This is a genomic window from Chryseobacterium sp. Leaf180 (assembly GCF_001424585.1).
Taxonomy (GTDB): domain Bacteria; phylum Bacteroidota; class Bacteroidia; order Flavobacteriales; family Weeksellaceae; genus Chryseobacterium.
The window spans coordinates 251,016-277,340 of sequence record NZ_LMPJ01000009.1; the positions used below are offsets into that span (position 1 = coordinate 251,016).

28 protein-coding genes are annotated in these 26,325 nt (G+C 37.9%); 11 read left to right on the forward strand and 17 right to left on the reverse strand.

Features of this window, described 5'->3' with window-relative positions; translation table 11 throughout:
• Positions 1–37 precede the first annotated feature (37 nt).
• The 7 genes from lepB to ASG01_RS10240 form a co-directional block, all read right to left on the reverse strand.
• Positions 38–1,681, reverse strand: a complete 1,644-nt coding sequence (gene lepB / locus ASG01_RS10210) for a signal peptidase I (protein ID WP_055863345.1) — start codon at positions 1,679–1,681, stop codon at positions 38–40.
• 78 nt (positions 1,682–1,759) lie between these two features.
• Positions 1,760–2,461: a 4-hydroxy-tetrahydrodipicolinate reductase gene (gene dapB / locus ASG01_RS10215; protein WP_055863346.1), complete on the reverse strand. Its 702-nt coding sequence runs from the start codon at positions 2,459–2,461 to the stop codon at positions 1,760–1,762.
• 4 nt (positions 2,462–2,465) lie between these two features.
• Positions 2,466–3,107: a DUF5683 domain-containing protein gene (locus ASG01_RS10220; RefSeq protein WP_055863348.1), complete on the reverse strand. Its 642-nt coding sequence runs from the start codon at positions 3,105–3,107 to the stop codon at positions 2,466–2,468.
• Positions 3,108–3,998: a ParB/RepB/Spo0J family partition protein gene (locus ASG01_RS10225; protein WP_055863606.1), complete on the reverse strand. Its 891-nt coding sequence runs from the start codon at positions 3,996–3,998 to the stop codon at positions 3,108–3,110.
• 39 nt (positions 3,999–4,037) lie between these two features.
• Positions 4,038–4,811 carry a ParA family protein gene (locus ASG01_RS10230; protein ID WP_055863350.1) on the reverse strand — a complete coding sequence of 258 codons (774 nt, stop codon included), beginning with the start codon at positions 4,809–4,811 and terminating at the stop codon, positions 4,038–4,040.
• Between the two features lie 163 nt (positions 4,812–4,974).
• Entirely contained in the window at positions 4,975–5,802 is an 828-nt protein-coding gene (locus tag ASG01_RS10235; protein WP_055863351.1) for an energy transducer TonB, read from the reverse strand.
• A gap of 213 nt (positions 5,803–6,015) precedes the next feature.
• Entirely contained in the window at positions 6,016–7,302 is a 1,287-nt protein-coding gene (locus ASG01_RS10240; protein WP_055863353.1) for an adenylosuccinate synthase, read from the reverse strand.
• A 253-nt stretch (positions 7,303–7,555) separates the two neighbouring features.
• Here ASG01_RS10240 and hpt point away from each other — a divergent pair, with 253 nt between their 5' ends.
• From hpt to ASG01_RS10280, 8 genes are all read left to right on the forward strand, one after another.
• Positions 7,556–8,110 (forward strand): hypoxanthine phosphoribosyltransferase, encoded by a 555-nt coding sequence (hpt, locus tag ASG01_RS10245; protein ID WP_055863355.1) that lies wholly within the window; start codon positions 7,556–7,558, stop codon positions 8,108–8,110.
• Positions 8,111–8,230: 120 nt separating this feature from the next.
• A complete protein-coding gene (locus ASG01_RS10250) occupies positions 8,231–8,809 on the forward strand; it encodes an adenylate kinase (protein ID WP_055863356.1) in 579 nt (192 codons plus the stop codon).
• 65 nt (positions 8,810–8,874) lie between these two features.
• Complete coding sequence (gene obgE / locus ASG01_RS10255; RefSeq protein WP_055863359.1) at positions 8,875–9,858, forward strand: GTPase ObgE; 984 nt, start codon at positions 8,875–8,877, stop codon at positions 9,856–9,858.
• A 79-nt stretch (positions 9,859–9,937) separates the two neighbouring features.
• Complete coding sequence (locus ASG01_RS10260; RefSeq protein ID WP_055863361.1) at positions 9,938–10,573, forward strand: porin family protein; 636 nt, start codon at positions 9,938–9,940, stop codon at positions 10,571–10,573.
• A gap of 109 nt (positions 10,574–10,682) precedes the next feature.
• Positions 10,683–11,171: a DUF6438 domain-containing protein gene (locus ASG01_RS10265; protein ID WP_055863363.1), complete on the forward strand. Its 489-nt coding sequence runs from the start codon at positions 10,683–10,685 to the stop codon at positions 11,169–11,171.
• A 154-nt stretch (positions 11,172–11,325) separates the two neighbouring features.
• Positions 11,326–12,591, forward strand: coding sequence for a DEAD/DEAH box helicase (locus ASG01_RS10270; RefSeq protein ID WP_055863365.1), 1,266 nt, complete (start codon positions 11,326–11,328; stop codon positions 12,589–12,591).
• A 112-nt stretch (positions 12,592–12,703) separates the two neighbouring features.
• A complete protein-coding gene (locus ASG01_RS10275) occupies positions 12,704–13,105 on the forward strand; it encodes a hypothetical protein (RefSeq protein WP_055863367.1) in 402 nt (133 codons plus the stop codon).
• 101 nt (positions 13,106–13,206) lie between these two features.
• Positions 13,207–13,686, forward strand: coding sequence for a hypothetical protein (locus ASG01_RS10280; protein ID WP_055863370.1), 480 nt, complete (start codon positions 13,207–13,209; stop codon positions 13,684–13,686).
• On the opposite strand, the gene ASG01_RS10285 is transcribed toward ASG01_RS10280, so the two are convergent.
• From ASG01_RS10285 to ASG01_RS10320, 8 genes are all read right to left on the reverse strand, one after another.
• The gene (locus tag ASG01_RS10285) at positions 13,673–14,440 is read right to left on the reverse strand and encodes a TatD family hydrolase (protein WP_055863371.1); all 768 of its coding nucleotides are present in this window, start codon (positions 14,438–14,440) and stop codon (positions 13,673–13,675) included. The genes ASG01_RS10280 and ASG01_RS10285 overlap by 14 nt on opposite strands.
• A complete protein-coding gene (locus tag ASG01_RS10290; RefSeq protein ID WP_055863373.1) occupies positions 14,433–14,951 on the reverse strand; it encodes a DUF4269 domain-containing protein in 519 nt (172 codons plus the stop codon). Before ASG01_RS10290 ends, ASG01_RS10285 begins: the two co-directional genes overlap by 8 nt.
• Positions 14,935–15,903: a GSCFA domain-containing protein gene (locus ASG01_RS10295; protein ID WP_055863374.1), complete on the reverse strand. Its 969-nt coding sequence runs from the start codon at positions 15,901–15,903 to the stop codon at positions 14,935–14,937. The genes ASG01_RS10290 and ASG01_RS10295 overlap by 17 nt, the downstream gene beginning before the upstream one ends.
• A gap of 93 nt (positions 15,904–15,996) precedes the next feature.
• On the reverse strand, positions 15,997–16,968 hold the full coding sequence (locus ASG01_RS10300; protein WP_055863376.1) for a polyprenyl synthetase family protein: 972 nt from the start codon (positions 16,966–16,968) through the stop codon (positions 15,997–15,999).
• An 86-nt stretch (positions 16,969–17,054) separates the two neighbouring features.
• On the reverse strand, positions 17,055–17,306 hold the full coding sequence (locus ASG01_RS10305) for a hypothetical protein (protein ID WP_055863378.1): 252 nt from the start codon (positions 17,304–17,306) through the stop codon (positions 17,055–17,057).
• Between the two features lie 173 nt (positions 17,307–17,479).
• A complete protein-coding gene (locus tag ASG01_RS10310; protein ID WP_055863380.1) occupies positions 17,480–18,619 on the reverse strand; it encodes an inorganic phosphate transporter in 1,140 nt (379 codons plus the stop codon).
• A 23-nt stretch (positions 18,620–18,642) separates the two neighbouring features.
• Positions 18,643–19,281, reverse strand: a complete 639-nt coding sequence (locus tag ASG01_RS10315; protein WP_055863383.1) for a DUF47 domain-containing protein — start codon at positions 19,279–19,281, stop codon at positions 18,643–18,645.
• A 158-nt stretch (positions 19,282–19,439) separates the two neighbouring features.
• Positions 19,440–21,167 carry a DEAD/DEAH box helicase gene (locus tag ASG01_RS10320; protein WP_055863384.1) on the reverse strand — a complete coding sequence of 576 codons (1,728 nt, stop codon included), beginning with the start codon at positions 21,165–21,167 and terminating at the stop codon, positions 19,440–19,442.
• Positions 21,168–21,341: 174 nt separating this feature from the next.
• Between ASG01_RS10320 and ASG01_RS10325 the strand changes: the two genes are divergently transcribed.
• The 3 genes from ASG01_RS10325 to ASG01_RS10335 are packed head-to-tail and all read left to right on the forward strand — an operon-like array spanning position 21,342 to position 24,409.
• The gene (locus tag ASG01_RS10325; RefSeq protein WP_238584541.1) at positions 21,342–22,073 is read left to right on the forward strand and encodes a DUF2461 domain-containing protein; all 732 of its coding nucleotides are present in this window, start codon (positions 21,342–21,344) and stop codon (positions 22,071–22,073) included.
• A 60-nt stretch (positions 22,074–22,133) separates the two neighbouring features.
• Positions 22,134–22,937, forward strand: a complete 804-nt coding sequence (locus tag ASG01_RS10330; protein ID WP_055863385.1) for an FkbM family methyltransferase — start codon at positions 22,134–22,136, stop codon at positions 22,935–22,937.
• A complete protein-coding gene (locus ASG01_RS10335; protein WP_055863387.1) occupies positions 22,934–24,409 on the forward strand; it encodes a lipopolysaccharide biosynthesis protein in 1,476 nt (491 codons plus the stop codon). Before ASG01_RS10330 ends, ASG01_RS10335 begins: the two co-directional genes overlap by 4 nt.
• Here ASG01_RS10335 and ASG01_RS10340 read toward each other — a convergent pair.
• Both ASG01_RS10340 and ASG01_RS10345 read right to left on the reverse strand, forming a co-directional pair.
• Positions 24,402–25,445: a glycosyltransferase gene (locus tag ASG01_RS10340; RefSeq protein ID WP_055863389.1), complete on the reverse strand. Its 1,044-nt coding sequence runs from the start codon at positions 25,443–25,445 to the stop codon at positions 24,402–24,404. The two genes, ASG01_RS10335 and ASG01_RS10340, sit on opposite strands and share 8 nt — an antisense overlap.
• A 13-nt stretch (positions 25,446–25,458) precedes the next feature.
• Positions 25,459–26,319 (reverse strand): glycosyltransferase family 2 protein, encoded by an 861-nt coding sequence (locus ASG01_RS10345; protein ID WP_055863391.1) that lies wholly within the window; start codon positions 26,317–26,319, stop codon positions 25,459–25,461.
• Positions 26,320–26,325: the final 6 nt, after the last annotated feature.

The following is a 26,325-nucleotide window of genomic DNA, read 5'->3' on the forward strand; positions in this document are numbered from 1 at the left end:
ATGAAGTACTTTTTCAAATACTTCATGATGTTAAATTTTATAAATCGTCTTCAGCTTTTTTCTTTTTGAATAATTTCATAAAATATTCCCAGCCGAAGAAAAGAATCAAAATCATTGCGGCAACCCACCAGTACGAAGTTTTATTTGCTTCACCGGTATTTGCTGCTTTAAACATTCTGTCCCAGCGAACTTTGAAAGGCGCCTGATAAGACGAACTGCTGTCTTTGAAAGCGCCCTGCAAACTCATCCACGTAAACATTGGTTTTCCGACTATATTTTCTTCTGGCACGAAACCAAAAAATCTCGCATCCAAAGAAGCATCACGATTATCGCCGACCATCATGTAATAATCCTGTTTAATTGTATATTGATTGGCTTCTTTTCCGTTAATAAAAATTTTTCCACCTCTGTTTTCAAGTGTATTATGCTCGTAATTTTTGATAATCCACTGAAACTCTGGAAGTGTTTTTTCGTTAATTTCCACAACATCACCTTTTTTAGGAATTTTCAACGGACCGTACTGGTCCTGATTCCAGCCACTGTTAATCGGAAAAATAGAATTTGTTGTATCAATTTTGGTTCTGGTCTGATCGCGGTACGCAATTGAAGCTTCACCTTTCGGCTGAATATCTTCCTTCATTTCTAAAACCTGTGGAAGCTGCTTAATTTCAGCTGCGATTTTATCCGTCAAACCCTGAAAAGCATAAATGATCTGTCCCTTATCATTCTGACCTTCTTGTACAGGTAAAAAGCCATAAATATTATATAATGCCGGAATATCAATCTGACTTCCCGCAGTGATAATATATCTGTGCTGTGTTTCCTGATCGCCCAGATATTTCTCTGCTTTTCCATTTACAAACATTCTACCGTTTCGCATCTCAAACGTATCGCCGGCAACCGCCACACATCTTTTTACGTAAGGATCCATCCGGTCGATTGCTGTATGCACAGAATCGCGCGGATAATTGAAAACGACAATATCATTTTTCTGAGGTTTGTTAAACTGAAAAATCCGTTCATACGGAAGTTTAATTCCTTCTACATAAGATTTACCATCGTTTTTTGGGTTTCCGTCTTTCTGAAAATCATAAACTGTTCCTTGCAGAAAAGGAATCGCCACCGGTCGCATCGGCAAGCGGTAACCATAGCTCCATTTATTCACAAAAAGGAAATCACCCACAAGCAGTGTACGCTCCATCGATCCTGTCGGAATTCCGAAAGGCTGCGTAATGAAAACGTGAATGATGGTTGCGAAAACTACCGCAAAAGTAATCGAGCCTGCAAAAGAATCAGATTTTTTTTCATTTTTTTCAGCATCAGTTAAGTATAAATCGTTTTCGGTATACACCTCAGCATCTTTAGAATAATTGACGGTTGCCATATAAATAAACGGCAGCAAAACCGTAAGAATCTGATCTTTGAAAAGTGTTTTGCCAAATTTCTTCATTAAATATAAATGAAAAACAGACATCATGATCGGTCCCACGATCGGCAGATAAGCCAAAACTGCCCACCACTTCGGATGCTCAGTTTCTTTTAAAATAATAAAATAATTATAAAAAGGAACAAACGCAAAAACCGGATTGTATCCCATTTTTTTAAACAGTTTCCACGTGGAAATCCCCATCAGTAAAGACAAAATGAGAACGTAAACTGCGTATGTTAGAAAATAATTCATAATTTTTTCTTTGCTGATTGATTAGTTTTTATCTGCAGATGCTGTATTAGTTTGCGGCATCCTTTTTTTGTTACATTTTTAAAGTCCTAAAACATTATTCATGGTGAAATTTCCCTTTTTACCAAAAATCCATTCTGCTGCAATTACGGCACCTAGCGCAAAACCGTTTCGGTTGTAAGCCGTGTGTTTTATTTCTATTTCATCTACTTCACTTCGGTAAAATACGCTGTGCGTACCGGGAACTTCATCTTCACGGATCGAAAAAATCCCAAGATGATTTTCCTGAGTGTCTTCCTGTTTCCATGCGTCAAACTTCTCAGAATTCTTAATAATTCCCTCAGCGAGCGAAATCGCCGTTCCGCTCGGCGCATCAAGTTTGTGAATGTGATGAATTTCTTCAAGCTGACAATTATAAGAATCTATATTTCTCATAAGCTTCGCCAGTTTTTCGTTTAGAGCAAAAAAGAGATTGACGCCAAGGCTGAAGTTGGATCCATAAAGAAACGCGCTGTCATTTTCGACGGCAATTTTTTCGATCTCTGCCTTTTTATCAAGCCAGCCGGTCGTTCCGCAGATCACCGGAATTTTGTTTTCAAGACAGATTTTAATATTGTCAAAAGCTGCTTCAGGAAGAGAAAATTCGATCGCAACATCTGCTCCGTTAAGATTTTCAGCTGTCGGTTTCTGTTTTAATCGGGCGACAATTTCGTGACCTCTTTTCTGAGCAGTTTCGTCAATAATCTGACCCATCTTTCCGTAACCTACCAGTGCAATCTTCATTTTTTTAAAATCTAAAATTTAGGCTTAAACCGGTTTTAGGCGGTTTGTTACCAATCTCATCATAAATAACGGCAGGTGTAAAACTCAGATCAGGATCTTTTCTGCCCTCATATAAATGCGCGTCTACAACAGCATCGACAATATTTAAAATATATACCAAACCGGTAATCGCAATTGCGTAATCACGCTGACGTTTTGAGCGGTCTTGTGCATTTCCCAGTGCGATTTTATCAATATTTGGATTGTTGTCGACAAACTCATTTGGTGTTCCGTTGAGTTTTGCGATAAAATATCCGCGGTTTTTTTTGTATTGATTTTGATTCCAGAGTGCGATGCCGACGGTTGTCCCCAGAGCGCCGTAAACAATAGGAAGTTTCCAGTATTTTTTGTTGTAAACCTGGCCCAAACCTGGCAAAACTGCAGAATATAAACCTGCGCGTGTCGGATTAAGTTTGGTCGGACGGATTTTTACTCCAGGCGCATTTACCTTTTCAATCTCATTTACCACCTCAGTCTGAGATTGTGGTTTGGCCGCAGGAATACTGTCTTTCGGATAATATTCTACACGAATCGTATCATTCGGCCTTACCTGAGCAGAGCTGAATGCGAAGAGAAAAAACGGTAAAAGAAAAAGGAGTTTTTTCATCTATTTAATATGCGAAAGAATAAATTCGAGCTCTTCTTCATTTTTAAAATCGAGAACAATCTTTCCTTTTTTTCCGTTTCCGGCAGTTTTTATTTCCACTTTCACATCGAGAATATCAGAAAGGGTTTTCTGTGCTCTTTTAAAATTGTTTGAAAGCTCTGGTTTCGCTGTTTTAGGCGCAGGAGTTTTCGCATTTTTCAGTTCGGCAGAAGCCTGTTCGGTCTGTCTTACATTCAAATGTTCTTTTACAATTTTATCAAACAGAATCTGCTGAAGTTCCGGATTTTCTAAACTGATAATCGCGCGACCATGACCGGCAGAAATTTCTCCGCTTCTAATGGCATTCTGAATATCCGGGCTCAAGCGCAAAAGACGAATGCTGTTGGTAATCGTGCTTCGGTCCTTGCCCAGACGCTGACTCAGGTTTTCCTGCGTCATTCCTATTTCATCCAAAAGCCTTTGATAGGTAAGAGCAATTTCGATGGCATCAAGATCTTCACGCTGGATATTTTCCACCAAAGCCATCTCGAGCAATTCCTGGTCATTTACCAAACGGATATATGCCGGAATCGATTTTAAACCTGCAATTTTACTCGCCCGGAATCTTCTTTCCCCAGAAATAATCTCAAATTTTTCACCTTCTTTGCGAAGTGTGATCGGCTGAATGATTCCAAGATTTTTAATCGACTGTGAAAGTTCGTTTAGAGCTTTTTCGTCGAAATACGTTCTTGGCTGCGTAGGATTTGGGTAGATGTCTTCGATTGAAACTTCTACGATATTTCCTACAAATTTATCGGCGCCCTCATCTGTTGCAGAGTTTACGGCGGCTTTAGATTCGGCACTCAAAATAGCACCCAAACCTCGCCCCATTGCTCTTTTTTTATCTTTCATATCTTGCATCAAGCTATCCGTTTGCAGCAGTACGCTGTCTTAGTTCTTTACTAAATTTTCATTTTTCAGCAAAACCTCTTCGGCAAGCTGTAAGTACTGAATCGCTCCTTTGCTCTCGGCATCGTAGTTTAAAATACTTTCGCCAAAACTCGGTGCCTCGCTCAAACGTACATTTCTACTTATAATCGTTTCAAAAACCATCTCCGGGAAATGTGCGTGAACTTCTTCCACAACTTGGTTTGAAAGACGAAGACGGCTGTCGTACATTGTAAGCAGCAATCCTTCAATATCAAGATCTTTGTTGTGTATTTTCTGAACGTTTTTTACAGTATTTAAAAGTTTACCCAAACCTTCCAAAGCAAAGTATTCACACTGAATCGGGATAATTACAGAGTCTGCCGCCGTAAGCGCATTTATCGTAATCAAACCCAAACTAGGCGCACAGTCGATGATGATATAATCATAGTCATCGCGAACAGATTTCAGAGCTTCCTTCATCATATATTCGCGGTTTTCTTTGTCTACCAATTCGATTTCTGCCGCTACCAAATCGATGTGAGAAGGCACGATATCAAGATTTGGCGTGGAAGTTTTCTTAATGCAGCTTTTCGTATCAATGCTGTGTTCCAGAAGATTATATGTAGAATACTGCACATCATCAACACCAAGACCGGAAGTAGCGTTGGCCTGCGGATCTGCATCGATGATGAGTATTTTTTTCTCCAATATCCCCAGCGCTGCCGCAAGGTTTACCGCCGTGGTGGTTTTCCCTACGCCACCTTTCTGATTGGCGATACCTATAATTTTTGCCATTAGTAAAACTTTAAGCTTCAAAAATACACTTTTTTTCTCTTCATACAAGTGGCAGCCGAAGGCGCGTGTACGTTAAAATGTTGTTAACAAGTCCTTTAGACAATAAAAAAATTATCCACAAAAAATATATTTTGTGGATAACTATTGTTGAGATATAACGGGATTAATTATCAAATTTCATGGTAATTGGTAACGTAAAATAACTTCTCACTGCCTGATTATTTATTTTTGCAGGTATCCATTTTCCTTTAATAGATTTTACAGTCCGGATGGCTTCATTATTAAATTCCAGAAGTTTCCCGTTGGCTTTCAGGTTTGAAATCGAACCGTCGCGCTCTACAATAAAAGTGACTGTCGTTTTCATCACATCGTCAGTTTCAATTCCTGAACCGTCGAAATTACTGATTACTTTATTTCTGAATGCATCAAGTCCGCCTGGGAAATTAGCTTCCACATCTACTTTCACCGGAATCGCATTTGGGTCAACAGGTTTTACGGTTTCTACCGTTTGTGTAGTCGCTGGCGGACCCGTCTGAACCGTTGGAGCCGTAACTGGTATATAAGTGTTTGGTGGTGCGGTTTCTCCGATATTGCTATTTACCGTTCCAGCAATGGCTCCTTCAATTTTTATAGGTTTGACTTCATTTTGCACATTGGCAGTCGGCATTGGTACGGTGCGGTCAATCGTTTTTACCGGAGGTGCAGCTGCTTCTGGCTTTACAGGCGTCACAGGTTTTACAACTTCAGTCAAATCAGGCACGGAAATTAATATGTGACCTCCATCAGTATGCCCAATAACCTTATCCGCTTTAAAAATATTTACCGCCAATGGCGCTAGAGAAACTGCTGCCAAAAGGCTGACTCCAATAAATAGTGATTTGGTAAGAATGCGGTCTGCTTCGCTGCGGAGAACGTAGGCGCCATAGTTTTTATTCCTGTTTTCAAAAATAACTTCGGTGAACAATTGTTCGTGATTGATGTGATTTTTCATTTTCTGAAATTTTATTTGTTTATTATTTATCAAATTTCATTATCTGAATGCTTTGATAATTAACCAACGAAATAAAATCAAAAATATTGCCAATAAAATGCGGAATTTTTACCTTAAACTAAAAATTGATATCAAATTACAAATTTAAACTATGTATTAAATAACAAAAAAAATCCTGCCGATGACAGGATTTAAATATATTCAATGATGCTTTTAGAACAATTCTTTTCGGATAATATTCTGACTTCTTTCCGGGCCAACCGAAACCAAGTACACATTGATACCCAAATACTGCTCAATAAACTCAATGTACTGTTGCGCGGTGTGTGGCAATTCGTCGTAGCTTCTTACTTTCGTAATATCTTCTGACCAGCCCGGTAAATCGTGATAAATCGATTCGTACTGGTAGAGTTTCTCTGTTGAAGAGGTAAGATAATCGATAATTTTTCCGTCTTCGGTTTTGTAATGGGTTACGATTTTCAGGTTTTCAATTCCGGTAAGAACGTCTAATTTTGTAATCACTAAATTATTAATTCCGTTAATCATACACGCGTGTTTCAGAGAAACCAAATCGAGCCAACCGGTTCTTCTCGGTCTTCCTGTGGTTGCTCCAAATTCTCCACCAATCTGTCTGATGCTTTCGCCCAATTCATTATCCAGTTCAGACGGGAAAGGTCCGTTCCCTACTCTTGTACAGTACGCTTTTGCAACACCAATCAGGTTTTTCAAAGCTGTAGGAGGAACTCCGGCACCCGAGCAAACTCCGCCGGTAGAAGGTGACGAAGAAGTTACATACGGATATGTTCCAAAGTCGATATCAAGCATTAAAGCCTGTGCACCTTCAAACAAAACGTTTTTTCCGTCGCGAATGGCTTCATTAAGCTCCACTTCAGTATCTACAATTCTGTCCTGAAGCTGTTTTCCGATCTCAACATATTCATTGAAAATCTCTTCAACATCTAAAGTCGGTTTGTCAAAATATTTTTCAAAAAGTGAATTTTTAACTTTCAGATTTTTCTCGATTTTTTCGCGGAGAATTTCAGGATTTAATAAATCCACCATACGTATTCCAACTCTTGCGATTTTGTCTTCGTAGCATGGCCCGATTCCTTTTTTGGTCGTTCCAATCTGCGTTCCGCCATGTTCTTCCTCACGGTATGTATCCAAAAGAATGTGGTAAGGCATGATGACATGCGCTCTTCTGCTGATAAAAATATGATCTGTACGAAGGCCTTTGCTTTCAATCTGCCCTACTTCTCTGATAAACGATTTGGGATTTACTACCACACCATTGGCGATGATACATTTCCCTTTGCACTGCAAAACGCCGGAAGGCAGAAGATGCAGCACAAACTTTTCTTCGCCTACATAGACGGTGTGGCCAGCATTGTCGCCGCCCTGAAAGCGCACTACATAATCAGATTTTGCCGATAAAACATCCGTGATTTTGCCTTTGCCCTCATCTCCGTACTGAAGACCTACAACTACGTAAGTTGACATATTTTTACTAGATTTTAGATTCGCACAAAATTACTTTTAAAAAAAAAGGTGGGCAAATTTGCGGTGGTTTTTATTTTTTGGCAAAACTCAATGATCTTATAATTACTTATTGGTCTATCAGATTTAAAACCATATATATTATAGAACTTAAGAAAATGTAAAATGAGTAGTTCAGAATGATTTCATTGATACAAAAATTGTCCGCAAAAATTTAATTCTAAAATCCGTAACTTTGCGCCCTACTAATATTGTTATGGAAAGCATCAAGGTACACGACAAAACTTTCGTTCCCTATCTCACAGATTCCGAAATACAGGAAATCGTAAAATCTACCGCGCTGAAAATTCACGAAGATTACAAGGATGAAGTTCCTGTTTTCATCGGTGTTTTGAATGGTGTAATTATGTTTTTTTCTGATCTTTTAAAACATTATCCAGGCGAATGCGAGATTGCATTTATCCAGATGAGTTCGTACTCCGGGACCGAATCTTCGGGAATTGTTTACCAGAAAATGGAGCTTACCAAAGACATCAAAGACCGACACATTATTTTGGTGGAAGACATCGTCGATACAGGAAATACGGTGGAAAGTCTGTTTAAATATTTCAACGAAACGCAGCGGCCAAAATCGGTAAAAATCGCATCTTTTCTTCTGAAACCGGAAGTATATAAGAAAGATTTTAAACTCGATTATATCGGAAAAGAGATTCCAAATAAATTTGTGCTGGGTTATGGACTTGATTATGATGAACTGGGAAGAAATCTCCCGAATCTTTATCAGTTAGAAGAAGGTCAGATCAACCATTAAAAGCTTTTAGCTAATAGCTGACTGCTTTTAGCTTTAAGAAAATTATTTTAGAATACATTTTAACAATTAAATATAGCCAAAGGCAAAGCCAGCGCGTGTTGCCAAAAGCATTTCCACATTATGATAAACATAGTTCTGTTTGGTCCTCCGGGAAGCGGAAAAGGTACACAAGCCCAGAATCTGATTGAGAAATTCAATCTGAAGCAGATTTCTACAGGTGATCTTTTCAGATTCAACATGAAAAATGAAACCGAACTCGGCAAACTTGCCAAATCGTATATCGATAAAGGCGAACTGGTGCCAGATCAAGTGACAACCGATATGCTTACCGATGAACTGAAGAAACCTACTGATGCAGCAGGATTTATTTTTGACGGTTACCCGAGAACTGCAAATCAGACCGAAGCGCTTGAAAAAATCGTAAAAGAAGTTTTGAATGACGAAATCGATGTTTGCCTTTCGTTAATCGTTGAAGATTCAATTCTGGTGGACAGGCTTTTGAAAAGAGGTGAAACCAGCGGAAGAACCGACGACAGCAATGAAGAAATCATTCAGAACCGCATAAAAGAATATTATGCCAAAACAGCAGAAGTCGCTGAGCTTTACAAGCAGCAGGGCAAATATGTAGAGATCAACGGCGTAGGAGAAATCAGCGAAATCTCAGACAAACTGTACGCTGAGATAGAAAAAATAAAATAAATTTCGATTAGAGTTATAAATTCTTAAACTCATCATTCATCATTTATAACTCATAATTATAAGACATGTCAAATTTTGTAGATTACGTAAAAATTCATTGTAAAAGCGGTCACGGCGGCGCAGGTTCTGCCCACCTGAGACGCGAAAAATACATCCCGAAAGGCGGCCCCGACGGTGGAGACGGCGGGCGTGGCGGTCACGTAATTATGCGCGGAAACGCACAGGAATGGACGCTCTTACCCTTGCGCTATACACGTCACGTAAAAGCAGAACGTGGTGAAGGCGGCGGAAAAAATCAGCTGACAGGCGCTTACGGCGCAGATGTTTACATTGATGTGCCTATCGGAACCATTGCCAAAAATGAGGAAGGTGAAGTGATCGGTGAAATCATGGAAGATGGCCAGGAAATTATTCTGATGGAAGGCGGACAGGGCGGAAAAGGCAACGAGTTTTTCAAATCCTCAACCAATCAGACGCCGCGTTTTGCACAGCCGGGAGGCGACGGACAGGAAGGGTATGTAGTTTTTGAATTGAAAATTCTTGCAGATGTCGGTCTTGTAGGTTTCCCGAATGCCGGAAAATCAACGCTTTTAGCAGCTGTTTCTGCAGCGAAACCGAAAATTGCTGATTATGCTTTTACAACCCTCACACCGAATCTTGGGATTGTAGCTTACCGAAATTACAAGTCTTTCGTAATGGCCGATATTCCGGGGATTATCGAAGGTGCAGCAGAAGGAAAAGGTCTTGGCCACCGGTTTTTGAGACATATCGAGCGTAATTCGATTTTGATGTTTTTAATTCCTGCCGATTCCGAGCATCATTTTCAGGAGTTTAAAATTCTTGAAAATGAGCTTAAAGAGTACAATCCGGAACTTTTAGATAAAGACTTTGTTATTTCTGTTTCAAAAAGCGATCTTTTGGATGACGAACTAAAAACGGAGATCGCAGCAGAGTTTCCGGAGAACAGAAAACCGCTATTTTTCTCTGGTGTGACGGGCGAAGGTCTCATTGAGCTGAAAGATGCGATCTGGAAAAAACTTCACGGATAGATTTTATAATTTCTAATAACATAGTAATAGTACACTTTTGAGTGTACTAATTTTTTTTATCTTTAAACAAAACATAATCATGAAAAAAAAATTAATAGTTGTATTGCTTTTTGGCTTTTTCGGAGCTATAAAATCACAGGTCACGACTGAATCTACAGTAAAATCTAAAATAGAAATTGGCGTCAGGGCTGGCTTCATTTCATCAACCATAAATTCTACCTTCGTCAAATCTGATCCGAAAGCTTACTTTTATGCAGGATTGTCAGCGGAAAAACCTTTGTCAGAAAAATTCAGCATTCAGGCAGAAGCAAACTACACGAGATTGGGCGGCACGTTTATCTCTCCTTCTTTTGAGATTGCGAATAATAATGTACAGCCAATCACTGTAGAATATAAATATAATTTTACGCAAATTCAGATTCCGGTTTCTGCGAAATATTATATCATTCCGGATTTATCTGCCTCTCTCGGAATGAATTTCGCCTTTAATCTCTCTCAAAAACTTGAAAGCAACCAACCGGCAAACGGTGGCCCAGAAATTCAGCTGGATGAAATAAAAACTTTGAATCTATTTCCTTTTCTGGGAGCAGAATATAAATTGAGCGAACAGTTTTTTGTAGATGCGAGATATAGTTTTAATTTCTTTTCGGTTGCGAAAATGGGATCATTAAAAATAGGATTTGTGCAGGCTGGCATTGGTTACCGATTCAGATAAGACATCAGAATTGATACAGATTCCCGCATTGTTAGTTCTTTATAGTTTATTCTTGACTAAAAGTGTTTTTTGGAACATTTATTGTGCAAAACCTTAAAATTTAAAAACAATGAAATATTTATTTGCGATCATCACTTCTATGATAATTTTATCGTGCACTGCACAAAAATCAGCATCAAAATACAGCGAGATTGAATACGAAGCCGGACCGTGTTTCGGCTCTTGTCCTATTTATAAAATGACCATAAAATCTGACCGCACAGCTGTTTTGGAAGCAGAGCATTTTAATTTCTCCAAAGGATTTACCAAGTCAGAATTTGACAAACCAAGAGAAGGAACATTTACTACAACCATTTCTCCGGAAGCATACAGCAAACTTGTAGCAGCTTTGGATGATATAAATGTAATGTCTCTTAACGCAAAGTATGGCAGCAGAAACATAACCGATTTACCTACTGCCTATCTGAGAATTACCATGAACAATGGCAGCAAAAAACAAACTGAAGATTATGGAAAAGCAGGCAGTGAGAAGCTGAAGCAGGTGTACAAACAGTTTGAAGATATGAAAACGAGCCAGAAGTGGACGAAAATAAAATAGATTAAAATAAAAAGTTTATCTTTGCACCATATTTCGCGGCATTCTAGGCCAGCAGCGGCAAAAAATTTTGCCATTTTGCTAATTTTTTAGCAGATCTCGCTAAAAATGATGAAGTATACTGCTTCGACCGCATTATTTAATACCATTTTAGAATTTGTTATTCACCGACTTAAACATTATTAAGCCCATCCTTGATGCGCTTCAGAAAGAAGGCTATGAAAAGCCAACACCTATTCAGGAACAGTCAATTCCTTCAATTTTAGAACACCGCGACGTACTGGGAACAGCGCAAACCGGAACAGGAAAAACGGCTGCTTTTGCAATCCCAATTCTTCAGAATTTAACGGAGAGAAAAGGGCCGAAGAACAATCATATCAAAGCTTTGATCCTTACGCCGACCCGTGAACTGGCGATTCAGATTGAAGAAAGTTTTGATGCTTACGGAAAAAATTTACCACTGAGAAAACTTGTAGTTTTTGGAGGTGTAAAACAAGGTAGTCAGGAAAATGCCCTTCGTAGAGGCGTTGACATTTTGGTTGCCACTCCGGGGAGACTGCTGGATTTTATCGCACAGGGAATTATCAGTTTAAAACATCTTGAAATCTTCGTTCTCGACGAAGCCGACAGGATGCTGGATATGGGATTTGTGCACGATGTAAAAAGAATTATTAAACTTATACCTCAGAAAAGACAGACGCTTTTTTTCTCGGCGACAATGCCAGTAGAAATTCAGAAACTTGCTGACAGTATTCTTACCAACCCGATAAAAGTTTCGGTTACACCGATTTCTTCGACTGCGGAAACGATTAATCAGTCGGTTTATTTTGTGGATAAAGACAATAAACTGGATTTGTTGATTCATATTCTTAAAGAAAAACTTTCAGATTCTGTATTGGTTTTTTCACGTACAAAGCACGGTGCCGACAAAATCGCCAGAAAACTGCAGTCGAATCAGATTTCGGCAGAAGCCATTCACGGAAATAAATCTCAGAACGCGAGACAGAATGCTTTAAATAATTTTAAATCGGGAAGAACGAGAATTTTGGTTGCGACTGATATTGCTGCCAGAGGAATTGATATCGACGAACTGAAATATGTTGTCAATTTTGAGCTTTCAGATGTTGCCGAGACCTATGTACACCGAATTGGCCGTACGGGCCGCGCGGGCGCAGAAGGAAGTTCGATTTCTTTCGTTGACGGACTTGATCTTTTAAATCTGAAAGACACCGAGAAACTGATCGGAATGAAAATTCCGGTTGAGAAAGAACATCCTTTTCATACTGATAATCTGGTAGTGGAAAAGAGAGATTCAAATAACAAACCTTTCTCTCCAAGACCCCGACCAGCAGGTGGTCAACAACAGAAATCGGATCACACTAAAAAACCTAAAAATAAAAGTAATTTTTCCCGAAATAAGTAACATAGAAAGCCTTCCAATATTTGGAAGGCTTTTTTAATCCAATTCTTACTTGTAAGAACCACATTAGAATATTTATCTGAAAAAAAATGTAATTTGCATAAAACTACTATTGATGAGAATCATAACTACAGAGGATTTTCGAGATGCCCAAATTAAAATTCTGCAGCGCGGATTTAAATTTTTTACTTCAAAATTCAATCTGAAATCTTCATACCGCACAAAAAGTTCGTTTAATGATGCAGAATTACAGACAGCCAACTGGTGGATTATTCCTAAAGTACAGGAACGCTGGAATAAACTTATTACAGGAAATAAAGACCTAGCATACGAAGAATTTTTCTGCAGAAATTTCTTTCCTGGTCACCATCCTATGAAAATGCTTTCTATCGGCTCCGGCGTTTGTGGTCACGAAATAAAAATTGCAGAATTAATGTCTCACTGGGAAGTTCACTGTTTTGATTTTTCAGAGAAACTTCTTCAGCAGGCTAAAATAACTCGGATAAAAAGAATCTAAAGAATATTTTCTACCACGCCGAAGACATTTATCAGCAGGATTTAGAGGTTGATTCATTTGACATCGTATTTTTTCACGCGTCGCTACATCACTTCAAAAATATGTCTGATTTTTTTGACAACATCATTATCAAAGCTTTCACAAAGAATAAAAAAGGCTATTTAATTATTAACGAATATGTTGGAAAAAGCAGACTGCAGTACAGCGGTTCTCAGATTTCTGCAATTAATACTGCGATTAAAAAGATCCCCAAATCATTTAGACAAATCTATAAAACCAATATTTTTAAGAACAGATATTACGGTTCTGGTGTTTTGAGGATGATCATCGCAGATCCTTCTGAGTGTGTAGATTCTGAAAGTATTTTACCCGAAATTCATAAAAGGTTTGAAACCATTATTGAAAAACCATACGGTGGCAATCTTCTGATGAGCGCGTTAAAAGACATTGCGCATCATTTTATAGATTTAAGCGACGAAAAAAGTAAAGTCCTCCAACATCTTTTTGACTTGGAAGATGAATATTTAAAAAGCCACCAAAGTGATTTTGTTTTCGGGATTTATGAATTTAAGAATGATTAAAAATTCGCTTTGCATTCTCCGTAGTCACTTTATCAATCTCAGAAAAATCTTTCCGATAAATATCCACCAGTTTTCCGGCTACCAAATCAAGATAAGAACTTTCATTTCTTTTTCCTCTGAAAGGAACGGGTGCGAGATAAGGAGAATCTGTTTCCAGAACAATTTTTTCTAAAGGAATTTCATTTAAAAACTGATCTATTTTACCATTTTTAAAGGTCACTACGCCACCGATTCCTAACAGAAAATTGAGTTCAACGGCTCTATTTGCCTGCTCCAGATTTCCAGAAAAACAGTGAAAAATTCCGCGCAATTTGGGGTGTTTTTTCCGATCTAAAACTTCAAACGTTTCATCAAAACTTTCTCGGGTATGAATAACAATCGGCAGATCTTTTTCGATTGCCCAATCAATTTGCTTTTCAAAGGCCTTAATCTGGATATCTAAAGTGGTTTTGTCCCAATACAGATCAATTCCAATTTCTCCAATAGCCGGAAACATTTTTTTATCAAGATAATTCTTAACAGTCTGCAGTTCTTTTTCCCACGTTTCCGGTTTCACATAGCAAGGATGCAAACCCATCATCGAATGAATTTTCCCCGGATATGCAGCTTCCAAATCAAGCATTTTTTCGTGAAATTCAGAATCAATAGCCGGAAGATAAAATCCTGTGATACCTTTATCAAAAGCTCTTTGAATAACTTCTGTGCGGTCATAATCAAATTCCTCGGCGTATAAATGCGTATGTGTATCAATCATTTTTTGTGTAATTTAAAAGCTCCTGATAAGGATTTTTAAGGTTTAAAAGTATGCCAAAAGCCGTTTCGGTTTTGATGCCCTGTTTCTTTAATTCAATAACTTTATTTCTGAAATCATCGCCTTTTTCTTTTAAGACCGTGGCTTCGGCGAGCAAGTGGCGGTACGCATTCTGCTGAATAACAGGAATATTCTGTCCGAATATTTCAACTTTAAAATCTGCCAATACCGTATTCAAAATTATTGTACGCTCACCGTTTACCATAACTTCTTCGATTTCATTGTGAGGGAAAAGTTTAAGAAGTTGTAATCTGAATTTTTCGAAGTTTTTCACTTCACAAATGACATCAAGATCACTTTCTTCAGTATCTACTTCAATGGGAATTGTCCCCGCCAAAACCGGAGTGAATTCTTTTAGATGATCAAAAAGCTGGCTCTGTTTTAAAACTACGAAAGCTTTTTTCTGCCTCGCGTTTCCTGTTTTCAGATAAGATAAATCAAGAAAACCGTTCATCAGAAAAGATTTTATGCTTCACTTTCCCTTGCTGGTTTTTGATGTTTTCTTCAATTTTCTTCATAAAAACCAAGTGCTTCGGATCTTTTTCATTATCGCTTCGGTGCAGAAGCGCCTGACTGATTTTAAAATTTTCCTGAATAAAATTCTTGGTGTCATCAGTAAAATACGCCTCAGCTAGTTTTTCGAAAATATATTGCACCGCCTGAGAATTGGGATGAATAAGATCATCTTTATAAAAACGATAATCCCGGAGATCATCCATTAGAATCTCATAAACAGGTAGATAAGTGCAGTTTTCGAATGAATTTATAACCTCATGAAGCGCCGAGATAAGTTTCGATTTGCTCAGCATATTTTCTACCATTCCGTCTTTTGTGTGACGAACTGGCGAAACCGTAAATAGAATCTGTACATTTTCATTGCAAATATCTTTCAGGTTTAAAATTGTTTCCTCAATCGAGTTTACAATTTCATGATGCGTAAGCAAACGCTTTTTAAAATATTTCTGGGGAATTTTGTGACAGTTTCCGACAAGCTGCTGCTTTGGTAAAAATTCGTAGATAAAAGAAGTTCCGTACGTGACAATTACCCAACTTGTAGTCTGCAAAAATCGGTTTCCTTTTTCTATCTGATTATTTATTTTGGCTAAAGTCTGATGTACAAACCGTGTATCAAAACTCGTGTGATGATCGAGCGAAATAAATTTTTCGTCGTAAGCGATCAATTCTTCTTCCGTGTAAAAGTCACTGTCATGAAGTCGCTTCACTGCATTATTAATCGAAAACGGATTGAAAACCGTTCCGAAAGAATTGTTTAAAGTCTGTAGCTGACCCTTTGCAAGCAAATCTGAAATCTCTGTGGCAAAGCACGAACCGATCGAAAATATTTTATCTTCAATTCCTATTTTTATTGCAGAATCAGGCAGATTAACTTCGGTGCGGAATTTCATCAGATTAATTTGAAAATGAAAAAATTTGATAATTTAAAAATGCACTTTGCAACATTTACAATTTTCAAATTGAAGAATAATTAAATTTTCAAATTAGCTTTCTCTTCTTAATAGATAATTGGCAAGTTCAGAAAACGGTTTTTTCTTTTCTTCAGGAACATCGATACCGTTGAGGTAATTCTGACCGATTTCGTTGTGTTTTTCGATCAAACGCAATGCTTTTTCGTCCACCTTTGTACGTCTGAAAATCTTTTCTACACCGTACACTTTGTCGATGTTGTCGGTCTTTTTAGAATACCAGTAATCAAGTTCTTTTACTTCTTCCTCCGTTCCGTGTTCTTTAGCCAAAAGATAAAGCACAGTTTTCTTATTCTCATAAATATCACCCGCATGCTTTTTTCCAAACTGTGCCTGATCACCGAAAACATCAAGATAATCATCCATAATCTGGAAAGCAATTCCGATGTGTTTACCAAAGTTGAAAATCGCTTTTGCGTCTTTAAAATTAGCCTTTGCGATCATTGCACCGATCTCAAATGAACATGCACTCAAAACCCCGGTTTTATAGGTAATCATTCGGATATAATCGTCGAAAGTAACATTTTCTTTTGTCTCAAAATTGATGTCGTACTGCTGACCTTCACAAAGTAAAAGTCCGGTATGCGTGAAGATTCTGATGCAGGCTTTAAAAATTTCAGGCTCCAGATCTTCAAAAAACTTATATGCTTTCAACATCAATCCGTCGCCTGACAGAATGCCGACATTGATGCCGTGAAGCGTATGAATGGTCGGTTTATTTCTTCTTAAAGGTGCTTCATCCATAATATCATCATGAATCAGCGTAAAATTGTGAAAAAACTCAATCGCAAGCGCAGGTTTGATGGCATCTTTCAGATCTCCGTTAAACAGTTCGCAGGCCATCAAAACCATGATTGGACGCAGTCGTTTTCCGCCGTGCGAGATTATATAGTTCATCGGCGCGTAGAGTTCCTCCGGTTTGTCTTTGAAGGTATACTTCTTCACGGCATCGTCTACAATCTCCTGATAACGGTTCAAAAATTCCATAAAATCTTATAAAGTTTAGACAAAAATACGGTTTTTTAGGGGCTTTTTAAACATAAAATTTTCATTAAATGAATGAAAAAAGCAGTTCAATTGTCTGACTGCTTTCTATATTTCATTGGATTTGAAACGTTCTGTTTTGTTTTAAATGACTTCCAGATGTATCGGAAAAGCGGATAGATCAAGACGCAACTTCCAAAGATCAAAGATTTCATAATTAAACCTGAAGAAATTCCATCAATACCTTCTGCTTTATTCTGTGCTCTAAATGTGAGAAACCAGATTCCTGAAAATATCAGATAAAAGATGACGCCGCTGATGATTGGGATTTTCTTATTCATAAAAAAGATTTAGAAATGTACGTATCAATAATAAACAAATAAAAACAAATAAAAATAAATATTATAACCTGATTTATGAAATAACTGCAATTAATTTAAAATTATTACTAAAAAAAACGGAGCATCCTTTTGAGATGCTCCATTTCTGTATAAAGATTTGTGTTTTATAATGTTTAGAAAGCTAAAATCGTGAGATAGGTAATTGCCGCTACTATCGCAGAGATTGGAATGGTGAGAATCCACGCCCATAGAAGGCTTACCGTAATACCCCAGCGCACTGCAGAAACTCTCTTGGTAAGTCCGACCCCGATAATAGCACCTGTAATCGTGTGCGTGGTAGAAACCGGTATCGCGAGGTGATCTGTAAGAAACAAGGTGATGGCACCAGCCGTCTCTGCACTTACACCTTCAAGAGGCGTCACTTTTGTGATCTTGGTTCCCATAGTTTTAATGATCTTCCAACCACCACTCATTGTTCCCAGTGCGATGGCAATAAAAGAAACTAACGGTACCCACATATAATGTTTGGCAAAGTAACCGAAACGGTCTGCCGAAGCAATATCAAGATAAACAGGATCTTTCAGCATGTTAACGTGATAGTAAATAATTGCTGCACCGATGATTCCCATTACTTTTTGGGCGTCATTCAATCCGTGTCCCAAACTGAAAAGTGCTGATGAAACCAGCTGCAGTTTTTTAAATGCTTTATCTGCCTTATGCGGATTTGATCTTTTATAAATGTGTACAATAATCAGGGTTATGATAATCGAAATTACCATCCCGATAAATGGTGCCATAAATATAAACAGGAAAATTGGAATCACCACTTTAAACTTCACTACACTTTGTGTGGAAACCTGTATGAGAGCTTCCTTTACGGTATCAAAAACACCTAGATTTGGCTGCGCAGCTACCACTGCGTGATAGTCTGTGACGAAGGCGTGCATTAAAGCAGCACCAAGGAAACCGCCGATCAATGTGTGTGATGATGAAGATGGGATACCAAACCACCAGGTAAGTAAATTCCAGGCGATTGCTGCGATAAGTCCCGAGAATATTACTTCGAGTGTGATAAAGTTTTCATTTACGGTTTTGGCAATCGTGTTACCGATTTTAAATTCACCGATAATGTAAGCTGCGATAAAAAAAGCTGCGAAGTTCCACAAAGCTGCCCAGAGAACGGCCTGAAAAGGCGTCAGAACTTTAGTGGAAACAATGGTCGCGATGGAGTTTGCCGCATCGTGAAAGCCATTGATATAGTCGAAAATCAACGCCAGAGCGATGATTACCATGAGTAAAATAGGAAAATCCATCAGTTATCTGTAGTCTGTTCTCGTTACGCGTATTTGATCATGATGTTTTCGATGGTGTTCGCTACATCTTCCGCTTTGTCGGTCACTACTTCAAGATAGTTCAGTACCGATGAGATTTTAATGATATTAATAGCATCATTCGTTTCAAAAAGCTCCACCATAGAATTCGACAAAAGATCATCAGCGATATTCTCGATCGAGTTTACTTTTATGCACGCTTCTTTTACCAGTTCCATATTTTTGAAACCTTTAAGATTTTTCATAGCAGTTTGTATCTCAAGACACGCTTTATGAATCAGCATCGAAAAATCTGCATAAGCCTTCATCAGCGGCGATTTGTACAGGAAAATATATTTGGTAGAAGCGTAGATATAATCAGCGATATCATCAAGACCGGTTGCCAAAGTATGGATATCTTCACGGTCAAATGGTGTAATGAAATTTTTCCCCAGCTCTACAAAAATCTCGTGTGTAAGTTCGTCGTTAGCATGTTCGTAGTCGCTCATTTTCTTCAACATCGTATCGTCATTCACATCGAAGTCTTTGATTCCGTTGTTAAATTCTTCAGACATTGCAACCAGGTTTTCGGTCACCTTTTCGAACAGTACGAAGAAGATTTTATCTTTTGGCTGAAAAGCGTGGAAAATATTTCCAATTCCCATTGTATAGTATTTATAATTTACGAGTGCAAATTTCCGCAAAAACCATTTTACGAAAAAATATACGTCGTTAATTTTTGTTCACATTGCGATTAATATTCAGGCATAAAAAAACCGGCACAAAAGCCGGTTTCAGATATATATATTCTTTCAGAAAATTTTTAGTTCGCTTCCTCAGCGCGCATTTCTTTTCCTTTAAATTTCATCGAAGATAGATTGTCTAAAAGTTCATTTTTAAATGATTTTTCAATCTCAAAGAACGAGAACTTATCAAGAATCTCAATGTTTCCGATCTCTGCACGTCGGTTGCTTTTGCTGGAAGTCGCTTTGTTGATGATCTCCAGAACATCCAGTTTCTTCAACTGATCTTTTTTACCAAGGTTAAAGAAAAAACGCGTCATATTTTCGTTTTTACCTCTTGGTTTTCCTCCACGGTCACTACGCTCGCGGTCTCTGCCACCATCACGGCTTCCTCTTGAGTCACGGTCTCTGCCACCATCTCTGCTTCCTCTAGAGTCGCGGTCTCTGCCACGGTCTCTTCTGGAGAAATCATCGTCTCTTGTGCTTAGTTTCTGATCCAATAAATCATGCTTGTCTTTGTAATAAAGTGCAAGATCTTTCAGTTGAAACTGCAAGAGTTTATGAGCAAGTTCTTCTTTGGTAAATGCAGACAAATCCGGGATTAATTTATCATCAAACTCAAAGAAATCAGCATGAATTTCGAATAAACTTTCGAAAACACCTGCTACCTGAGCTTTGATAATTTCTTCACCTCCGGGAACACTTTTCTCAACAATATCGATTTTTGTAGTCGACTTAATCTGCTTCAGCTTTCTGCTTTCTTCAGGTTTAATCAATGACATCGAAATTCCGTCTTTTCCTGCTCTACCTGTTCTTCCGCTTCTGTGTACAAAAACTTCAGGATCATCCGGCAAAGAGAAATGGATAACGTGTGTCAGTGAATTTACATCCAATCCTCTCGCAGCAACGTCAGTAGCTACCAAAATATCGATGTTTTTGAGTCTGAATTTCTTCATTACCGTATCACGCTGCGCCTGAGAAAGATCTCCGTGCAATGCATCTGCGGCGTAACCATTCTGCATCAGGAAATCGGCAACTTCCTGAGTTTCCATTCTTGTACGGCAGAAAATAATCGAATACTGATTTGGGTTGGCATCAATAAGGCGCTTCAAAGCTTCTTTCTTGTTGCGGTATCCAACTACATAATATTCGTGTTTGATGTTTTTCTTTACCTCGTTGATCGATCCTACAGAAATTCTGTGCGGCGTTGTAAGGTAATTTTTAGAAATCTTCTCCACTTCTTTGCTCATCGTCGCCGAGAACAGATAAGTTTGCTTAGATTCCGGAGTTTCGCTCAAAATTGTTTCCAGTTCGTCTTTGAAACCCATAGAAAGCATCTCATCAGCTTCATCTAAAACCAACCATTGGATTTCAGAGAAATCAAGTGCTTTTCTGTTAATCAAATCGATCACACGTCCCGGAGTTCCCACAATAATCTGTGGCTTGTCCTTCAAAGAGCGGATTTGATCCTGAATACTGCTGCCTCCATAAACTGCTGTAGTTTTGAGGTCTTTCATGTACTTAGAATAACTTTGTATGTCTTTCGAGATCTGAAGACATAGTTCTCGCGTCGGGCAAAGCACCAAAAACTGGATTTTGCGACTCGTATCGTTTATCATATCCAAAATCGGAAGCGAAAACGCTGCTGTTTTGCCTGTCCCCGTCTGCGCAAGTGCGATAAGATCGCGTGTATCTGATTGAATAAAAGGGATAGTCTGTTTTTGGATTTCTGTCGGGCTTTCGTAACCCAGTTCGCCAATGGCCTTAAGGATATCAGGACTTAAATTGGTCTCCGTAAATAAATTCATTAAATAATATAAAATTTTTGCAAAGATACAATAAAAATCCAGACAACAAATTGTATATTATTAAAGAATCTATAATTTATATTTACAAAACTTTAAAGATTTTTTAAAATTCACAGAAAATGACACAATTTTTTATTTAATTTTTAATAATCTTTCAAGAGATTAATTCGCTACATGCAACTTTCACAGCCGATTGGTTTAAATATTGAATCGTATCAAAATGATTTTAAAAACACAAATATGTCAGCCGTTTTATCTAAAAACATTTTCGACTTCCTTAAAAAACTCGCCAAAAACAACAACCGCGACTGGTTTAATGAGCATAAAGAGGAATACCTGGAACATCAGCAGGAGTTTCAAGCTTTCATGGAAGATTTGATTTCAGAACTGGGAAAATCCGACGAGAATATTGCCAAACTGGATGCGAAAAAATCGCTTCAGAGAATCTATCGCGACATCCGTTTTTCTAAAGACAAGACACCGTACAAAATTCATCTCGGCGCCTCACTCGGTATGGGAAAAGGAGGCGAAAACGCAGGACATTACCTTCACATCGAGCCAGGAAAATCATTTGTCGCAAGCGGAATTTACATGCCGGAAGCTTCTTTACTGAAGGAAATCCGGAAAGAGATCAACGCTTTTCCTGAAGAATTTAAAAAAGCAATTTCACATAAAGATTTTAAAAAATATTTTGGAGAGCTGGATCGCGAGCACGAACTGAAAAAAATTCCGCAAGGTTATGAAAAAGATAATCCGATGGCCGATTTTCTGCGCCTGAAAAGTTTTGTCGGTCTGCACAGACTTTCAGATACAGATGTTTTAGAAAAAGATGCGGTAAAAAAAATTGCAGGTATTATGAAATGTGCACTTCCGCTCAACGAATTTCTGAATACACCTTTTCGGTAAAAAGAAATCAGCATTTTCTGAGTAATTCATTACCTTTGCCCATCGCAAAACCTTTACTCTATGTCTTTATACCAGCAGCTTGCCGAAAATTTGCAGTACATCAGTCCAGGTTTTTACAAGCAGCGGTATTTCAAAAGCCTGAATCAGCTTACCAAAGACAATTTTTCGCAGCGAAATGTAGAGCCTGAGCTTGTTTGGATTAAAGATTTTTTAAAGAAAGATTCTGTTTTTCTCGACATCGGTGCCAATGTCGGCACTTTTCTTTATCATCTGGAAGGAAAATTGAGACCTCAAAATACGTATGCTTTCGAGCCCAATTCCATCTTACATAAAAGACTTCGAAGACTTTTTCAAAAAATCAACATTTTTCCGTACGCGCTTTCTGATGCGAATACAGAAGCACAGTTTAAAGTTCCCGTGATTAACGGAAAAAAAATGGCGTCGAGAGGAACTTTGGTCACTGAATTTCGGGAAAACGGTGAAGAAAAAAGTCTCACGGAAAAAGTTCAGGTAATGAAACTGGATGATTGGGCAATTCAGGAAAATCTTTCGAAAATTGATTTTATTAAAATTGATGTGGAAGGCAATGAAATGAAAACTCTACAAGGTGGAAAACATGTAATTCAAAAATTTTTACCTGTTTTAATGGTCGAGATGGAACAGCGTCATCATAAAAAACCCATATGGCAGAAGATTTCTGAAGTTGAAAGCTGGGGCTTTGATGCACATTTTCTCAACCGGAAAACTTTTACTCTCGAAAAACTGAGCGAAGAAATTCTGCTTCAGAACATCAGTGACGAAAAAAACAAAACCGAGTACATCAACAATATTATTTTCCTCCCAAAAAGCCCGAAAACGTCATGAGTGTAGTGGCGCGGCAGGGATTTAAGTATTCCATCATCGGATATATTTCTACGTTGATCGGCATGTTTTCGATCTTCATTTTCATGCACGATCTCAAGTTTTACGGCACACTTCGTTACATCATGACGACTGCAGAAATGCTTGTACCTTTCGTAGTTTTGGGGATTTCTTACTCTAATGTTAAGTTTTTTGGAAAAGCAAAAGATGATAACCGCCACCAGAATATGCTTTCCCTTTCGCTTGCGCTTGTTGGTTTTAATTTTCTGATCTTTTTGCTGATCTTTTTCATCGTTCCCTTTTTATTCCCGGAAATAAAAAATCTTAAAATCTGGAAAATGAAGGAAGGAATTTTGCCTTTGATTTTACTTCTGTCGTTCTGCACGATTTTCAATAAATACACTTCAAATTACAAAAGAATCGTTGTTTCAAACATCTTCGACAATCTTTTGCCAAAGCTTGCCAACCTCGGCGCTTTCTGCCTATTTTACTATTTCGCACTTTCACAGAAACTGGCACTGACTTTCTTTTTCGCGATTTTTGTTTTGATTTTGAGCGGCTATATTTATTATACAAATAGGCTTGAAAAAATTAATTTTGATCTGCGAACAGATTACTTCAAACAAAACAATTTTTACAGAGAATTTGCTACGTACAGCTTTTTCGGATTTCTGGGAACTTTCGGCAATCACCTTGCGATAAACAATTATATGATTGGCGAATTTATCGGTCTGGAAGAAAACGGTGTTTACAATATTTTACTGGCCTTAATTTCACTGATTTCGATTCCCCAACTGGGTTTGTTTAATATCTCTGCACCAATTATCAGAAAAAATCTTGCTGACGGGGACATGGAAGAACTCGACCGGTTTCACAAAAAAACTTCGCTTTCCATCTACTTTTTAGGTGCGGTTTTGTTCGCCTGCATTATGGTTGGTTTTCCGTATCTGATACATTTCATGCCGGAAAAAGGAGTGATGCTCAAAATGTACGAGCCGGTGATCTGGATTTGGGGTTCTGCAGTTCTTGTCGATCTCGCAACTGGTTTTAACGGAAATATCATTTCGCTCTCAAAATATTACAAATTCAACATCGTCGTAATGATTCTGCTTGCCGGACTTACAATTGGTTTAAACTGGTATTTTATCAATCACACAAACCTGTCACTCATCGGAATTGCTTTGTCGACAGCAATTTCACTCATCACTTTTAATCTGATAAAAATTACCTTTAATTATTTCGTTTTTAAAGTGTCGCCACTTTCTATAGAAATGATTTTTGTGTCGATTATATGCACTTTGGCAATTACCGTTGCGCTTATTTTACCTGATTTTAGCAATCAGTTTATTAATCTGATCTACAAACCTTCTGTAGTTTTGATCTTGATTTTTCTGGGGAACCATTTTACCAAAATATTTCCTGTAGAGCAATATCTGAACATGAATTTTCTGAAAAGCGCTTTTAAATTTAAGTAAGAATCAGGTCTAAAACCAATTTTTCTACCGCTTTCAAAACATTTTCTTTAGAATAATTTTCAAAACTGAAACGCTTTTCCTGCAAAACGATCATCTGCGAAAAAATATCATCTTCCTCAGCGATCAGAAAATCGTGCGTCGAAGCGTAAGATTTTGGGAAAATCGCCGGTTTGCCATATTTGATTGCGTCGCCTATATTTCCTGTCATTTTCGTTTTGCCGTACACTTCTCTACAGCTGAAAAACTCGGTTTCACTCTGAACCGGACACCACAGAACATCAGATTTTTTCATCCATTCATCAAAAATATGCGTCGGAACACGCTCCGGAAAGAAAACGATTTTAATATTTTTTGATAAAGATTTCTGAAGCTCTTTTAATTTTTCGAGCAATTCGCCCTGTGCTTTTCCTAAAAAAACAAACGTAAAATTTCTGTCGTGAGATGCATTTTTTATTTTATTGAAAACAGTATGATAATCTCTGCGATCCTGCGAAACTCCGCCGGGAATCACAACGGTCACGTTTTCATTTTGTCCTTTCTGAAATTTTTTCGTGTAAAATAGTGGCAGAAAAAAATGGTTTTGATCGCTCAGATGATGATCGAGAACAAGTAGGCTTTTAGCATTTTTAAAAACCTTTCCACTGTCCATCAAACCTTCACGCAGAAAAAGTTTTAAACGGAAAAAAATATCTTTTTTAAAAATACTTTTAAACAAACCACCTTTAGAAAGCGTCGAAAATGCCCGGTTGTGAACGATCACCGCAGTTTTGTAGCGTCGGGTAATTTCCAGAAAAGTCGAGAAATAGCGGTGTGCCGTTCCTATAATCACGAGATCGTACTTTTTCTTCTGAAGCTGCTGCAAAATCGTTTTTTGGCTGGAAAGAAAAACGTGTTTATCGAGCGCAGAAGTCTGATTTTTAATCTTTTTTGAGAAATAAAAATCTACAGAAATCTCGTCTGAGTTCTTGGTAAGATTCAGGAAGTCCTGAGCGATTTCGGCGTGGGTATCGATCTCAATGTATGCGATTTTTTTCAAAATTTTGTGTTTTTCAAGACTTCACTTTCAGCCACTTTTTTTTCAGTATTTCCCAACGTTTTTTATTAATGGCTTTCTGTTCGTCACTGTTGATTTTCAAAGGCAAATTCTGCGCCCGCGCGTTTTCATAAGCTTTCAAAATCTGAAAAAAAAACTTTGGAGACTTGATTTTTGAGGCTTCTTTTGCAGCAGCAACGTATGCGAGAATCCTTTTTAAACCCAAAAAATAAAAATATCTGCCGTAATAATTTGATGGTTTTACAGTATAATCTGCACCTTTCACTTTAACCAGTTTAACGTGAAGCTGCGGCAAAACAACTTCTTTCCATCCTAAATTTTCCAGTAAAATCGAGTCGATATTATCCCAACCTAAAGTTTCGCGCAAACCTCCAATTTCAAGGAAACATTCTTTCCTGTAGGCTTTGAGTGGACCGCGCACATGATTTTTATTTGAATTCCCTTCGTAAATCCATTCACCATCTTTTTCTACATAAAGCAATCCGCCCACGAGACCGTTCAGCGGATTTTCTTTGAAAGAATGCGCTATTTCAGAAAGATAATTTGGTTCTAAAATAATATCTGCATCAAATTTACAGATGACATTAAAATCATCTAAAGACTTTGTTTTCAATCCTTTATTAAAAGCATTTACCACTTTACTTCCAGGCTGATGAACAGATTTTTCAAGATTTATTGTAGAAAAACGTTTGTCTTTAGAAGTGAAATCCGAAATAATTTCTGCCGTTTTATCTGTCGAACCGTCATTTACAATCACCAATTCGAAGTCGGTATGATGTTGCGCCACCAATGCCGATAAAGTTCCCTGAAGATTATCTTCTTCGTTGTGTGCCGGAATGACTATTAAAAACTTCAAGCTTAA

Bases quoted from the DNA above. Each gene is read 5' to 3' on its own strand.
- ASG01_RS10325 (WP_238584541.1), top strand. From the start codon at position 21,342: ATGCAACTTTCACAGCCGATTGGTTTAAATATTGAATCGTATCAAAAT.
- ASG01_RS10235 (WP_055863351.1), bottom strand. From the start codon at position 5,802: ATGAAAAATCACATCAATCACGAACAATTGTTCACCGAAGTTATTTTT.
- hpt (WP_055863355.1), top strand. From the start codon at position 7,556: ATGGAAAGCATCAAGGTACACGACAAAACTTTCGTTCCCTATCTCACA.
- ASG01_RS10260 (WP_055863361.1), top strand. From the start codon at position 9,938: ATGAAAAAAAAATTAATAGTTGTATTGCTTTTTGGCTTTTTCGGAGCT.
- ASG01_RS10295 (WP_055863374.1), bottom strand. From the start codon at position 15,903: ATGAAATTCCGCACCGAAGTTAATCTGCCTGATTCTGCAATAAAAATA.
- ASG01_RS10335 (WP_055863387.1), top strand. From the start codon at position 22,934: ATGAGTGTAGTGGCGCGGCAGGGATTTAAGTATTCCATCATCGGATAT.
- ASG01_RS10230 (WP_055863350.1), bottom strand. From the start codon at position 4,811: ATGGCAAAAATTATAGGTATCGCCAATCAGAAAGGTGGCGTAGGGAAA.
- ASG01_RS10305 (WP_055863378.1), bottom strand. From the start codon at position 17,306: ATGAATAAGAAAATCCCAATCATCAGCGGCGTCATCTTTTATCTGATA.
- ASG01_RS10300 (WP_055863376.1), bottom strand. From the start codon at position 16,968: ATGGAATTTTTGAACCGTTATCAGGAGATTGTAGACGATGCCGTGAAG.
- ASG01_RS10275 (WP_055863367.1), top strand. From the start codon at position 12,704: ATGAGAATCATAACTACAGAGGATTTTCGAGATGCCCAAATTAAAATT.
- ASG01_RS10330 (WP_055863385.1), top strand. From the start codon at position 22,134: ATGTCTTTATACCAGCAGCTTGCCGAAAATTTGCAGTACATCAGTCCA.
- ASG01_RS10265 (WP_055863363.1), top strand. From the start codon at position 10,683: ATGAAATATTTATTTGCGATCATCACTTCTATGATAATTTTATCGTGC.
- dapB (WP_055863346.1), bottom strand. From the start codon at position 2,461: ATGAAGATTGCACTGGTAGGTTACGGAAAGATGGGTCAGATTATTGAC.
- ASG01_RS10220 (WP_055863348.1), bottom strand. From the start codon at position 3,107: ATGAAAAAACTCCTTTTTCTTTTACCGTTTTTTCTCTTCGCATTCAGC.
- ASG01_RS10250 (WP_055863356.1), top strand. From the start codon at position 8,231: ATGATAAACATAGTTCTGTTTGGTCCTCCGGGAAGCGGAAAAGGTACA.
- ASG01_RS10280 (WP_055863370.1), top strand. From the start codon at position 13,207: ATGTCTGATTTTTTTGACAACATCATTATCAAAGCTTTCACAAAGAAT.
- ASG01_RS10290 (WP_055863373.1), bottom strand. From the start codon at position 14,951: ATGAACGGTTTTCTTGATTTATCTTATCTGAAAACAGGAAACGCGAGG.
- lepB (WP_055863345.1), bottom strand. From the start codon at position 1,681: ATGAATTATTTTCTAACATACGCAGTTTACGTTCTCATTTTGTCTTTA.
- obgE (WP_055863359.1), top strand. From the start codon at position 8,875: ATGTCAAATTTTGTAGATTACGTAAAAATTCATTGTAAAAGCGGTCAC.
- ASG01_RS10315 (WP_055863383.1), bottom strand. From the start codon at position 19,281: ATGGGAATTGGAAATATTTTCCACGCTTTTCAGCCAAAAGATAAAATC.
- ASG01_RS10240 (WP_055863353.1), bottom strand. From the start codon at position 7,302: ATGTCAACTTACGTAGTTGTAGGTCTTCAGTACGGAGATGAGGGCAAA.
- ASG01_RS10320 (WP_055863384.1), bottom strand. From the start codon at position 21,167: ATGAATTTATTTACGGAGACCAATTTAAGTCCTGATATCCTTAAGGCC.
- ASG01_RS10225 (WP_055863606.1), bottom strand. From the start codon at position 3,998: ATGAAAGATAAAAAAAGAGCAATGGGGCGAGGTTTGGGTGCTATTTTG.
- ASG01_RS10310 (WP_055863380.1), bottom strand. From the start codon at position 18,619: ATGGATTTTCCTATTTTACTCATGGTAATCATCGCTCTGGCGTTGATT.
- ASG01_RS10285 (WP_055863371.1), bottom strand. From the start codon at position 14,440: ATGATTGATACACATACGCATTTATACGCCGAGGAATTTGATTATGAC.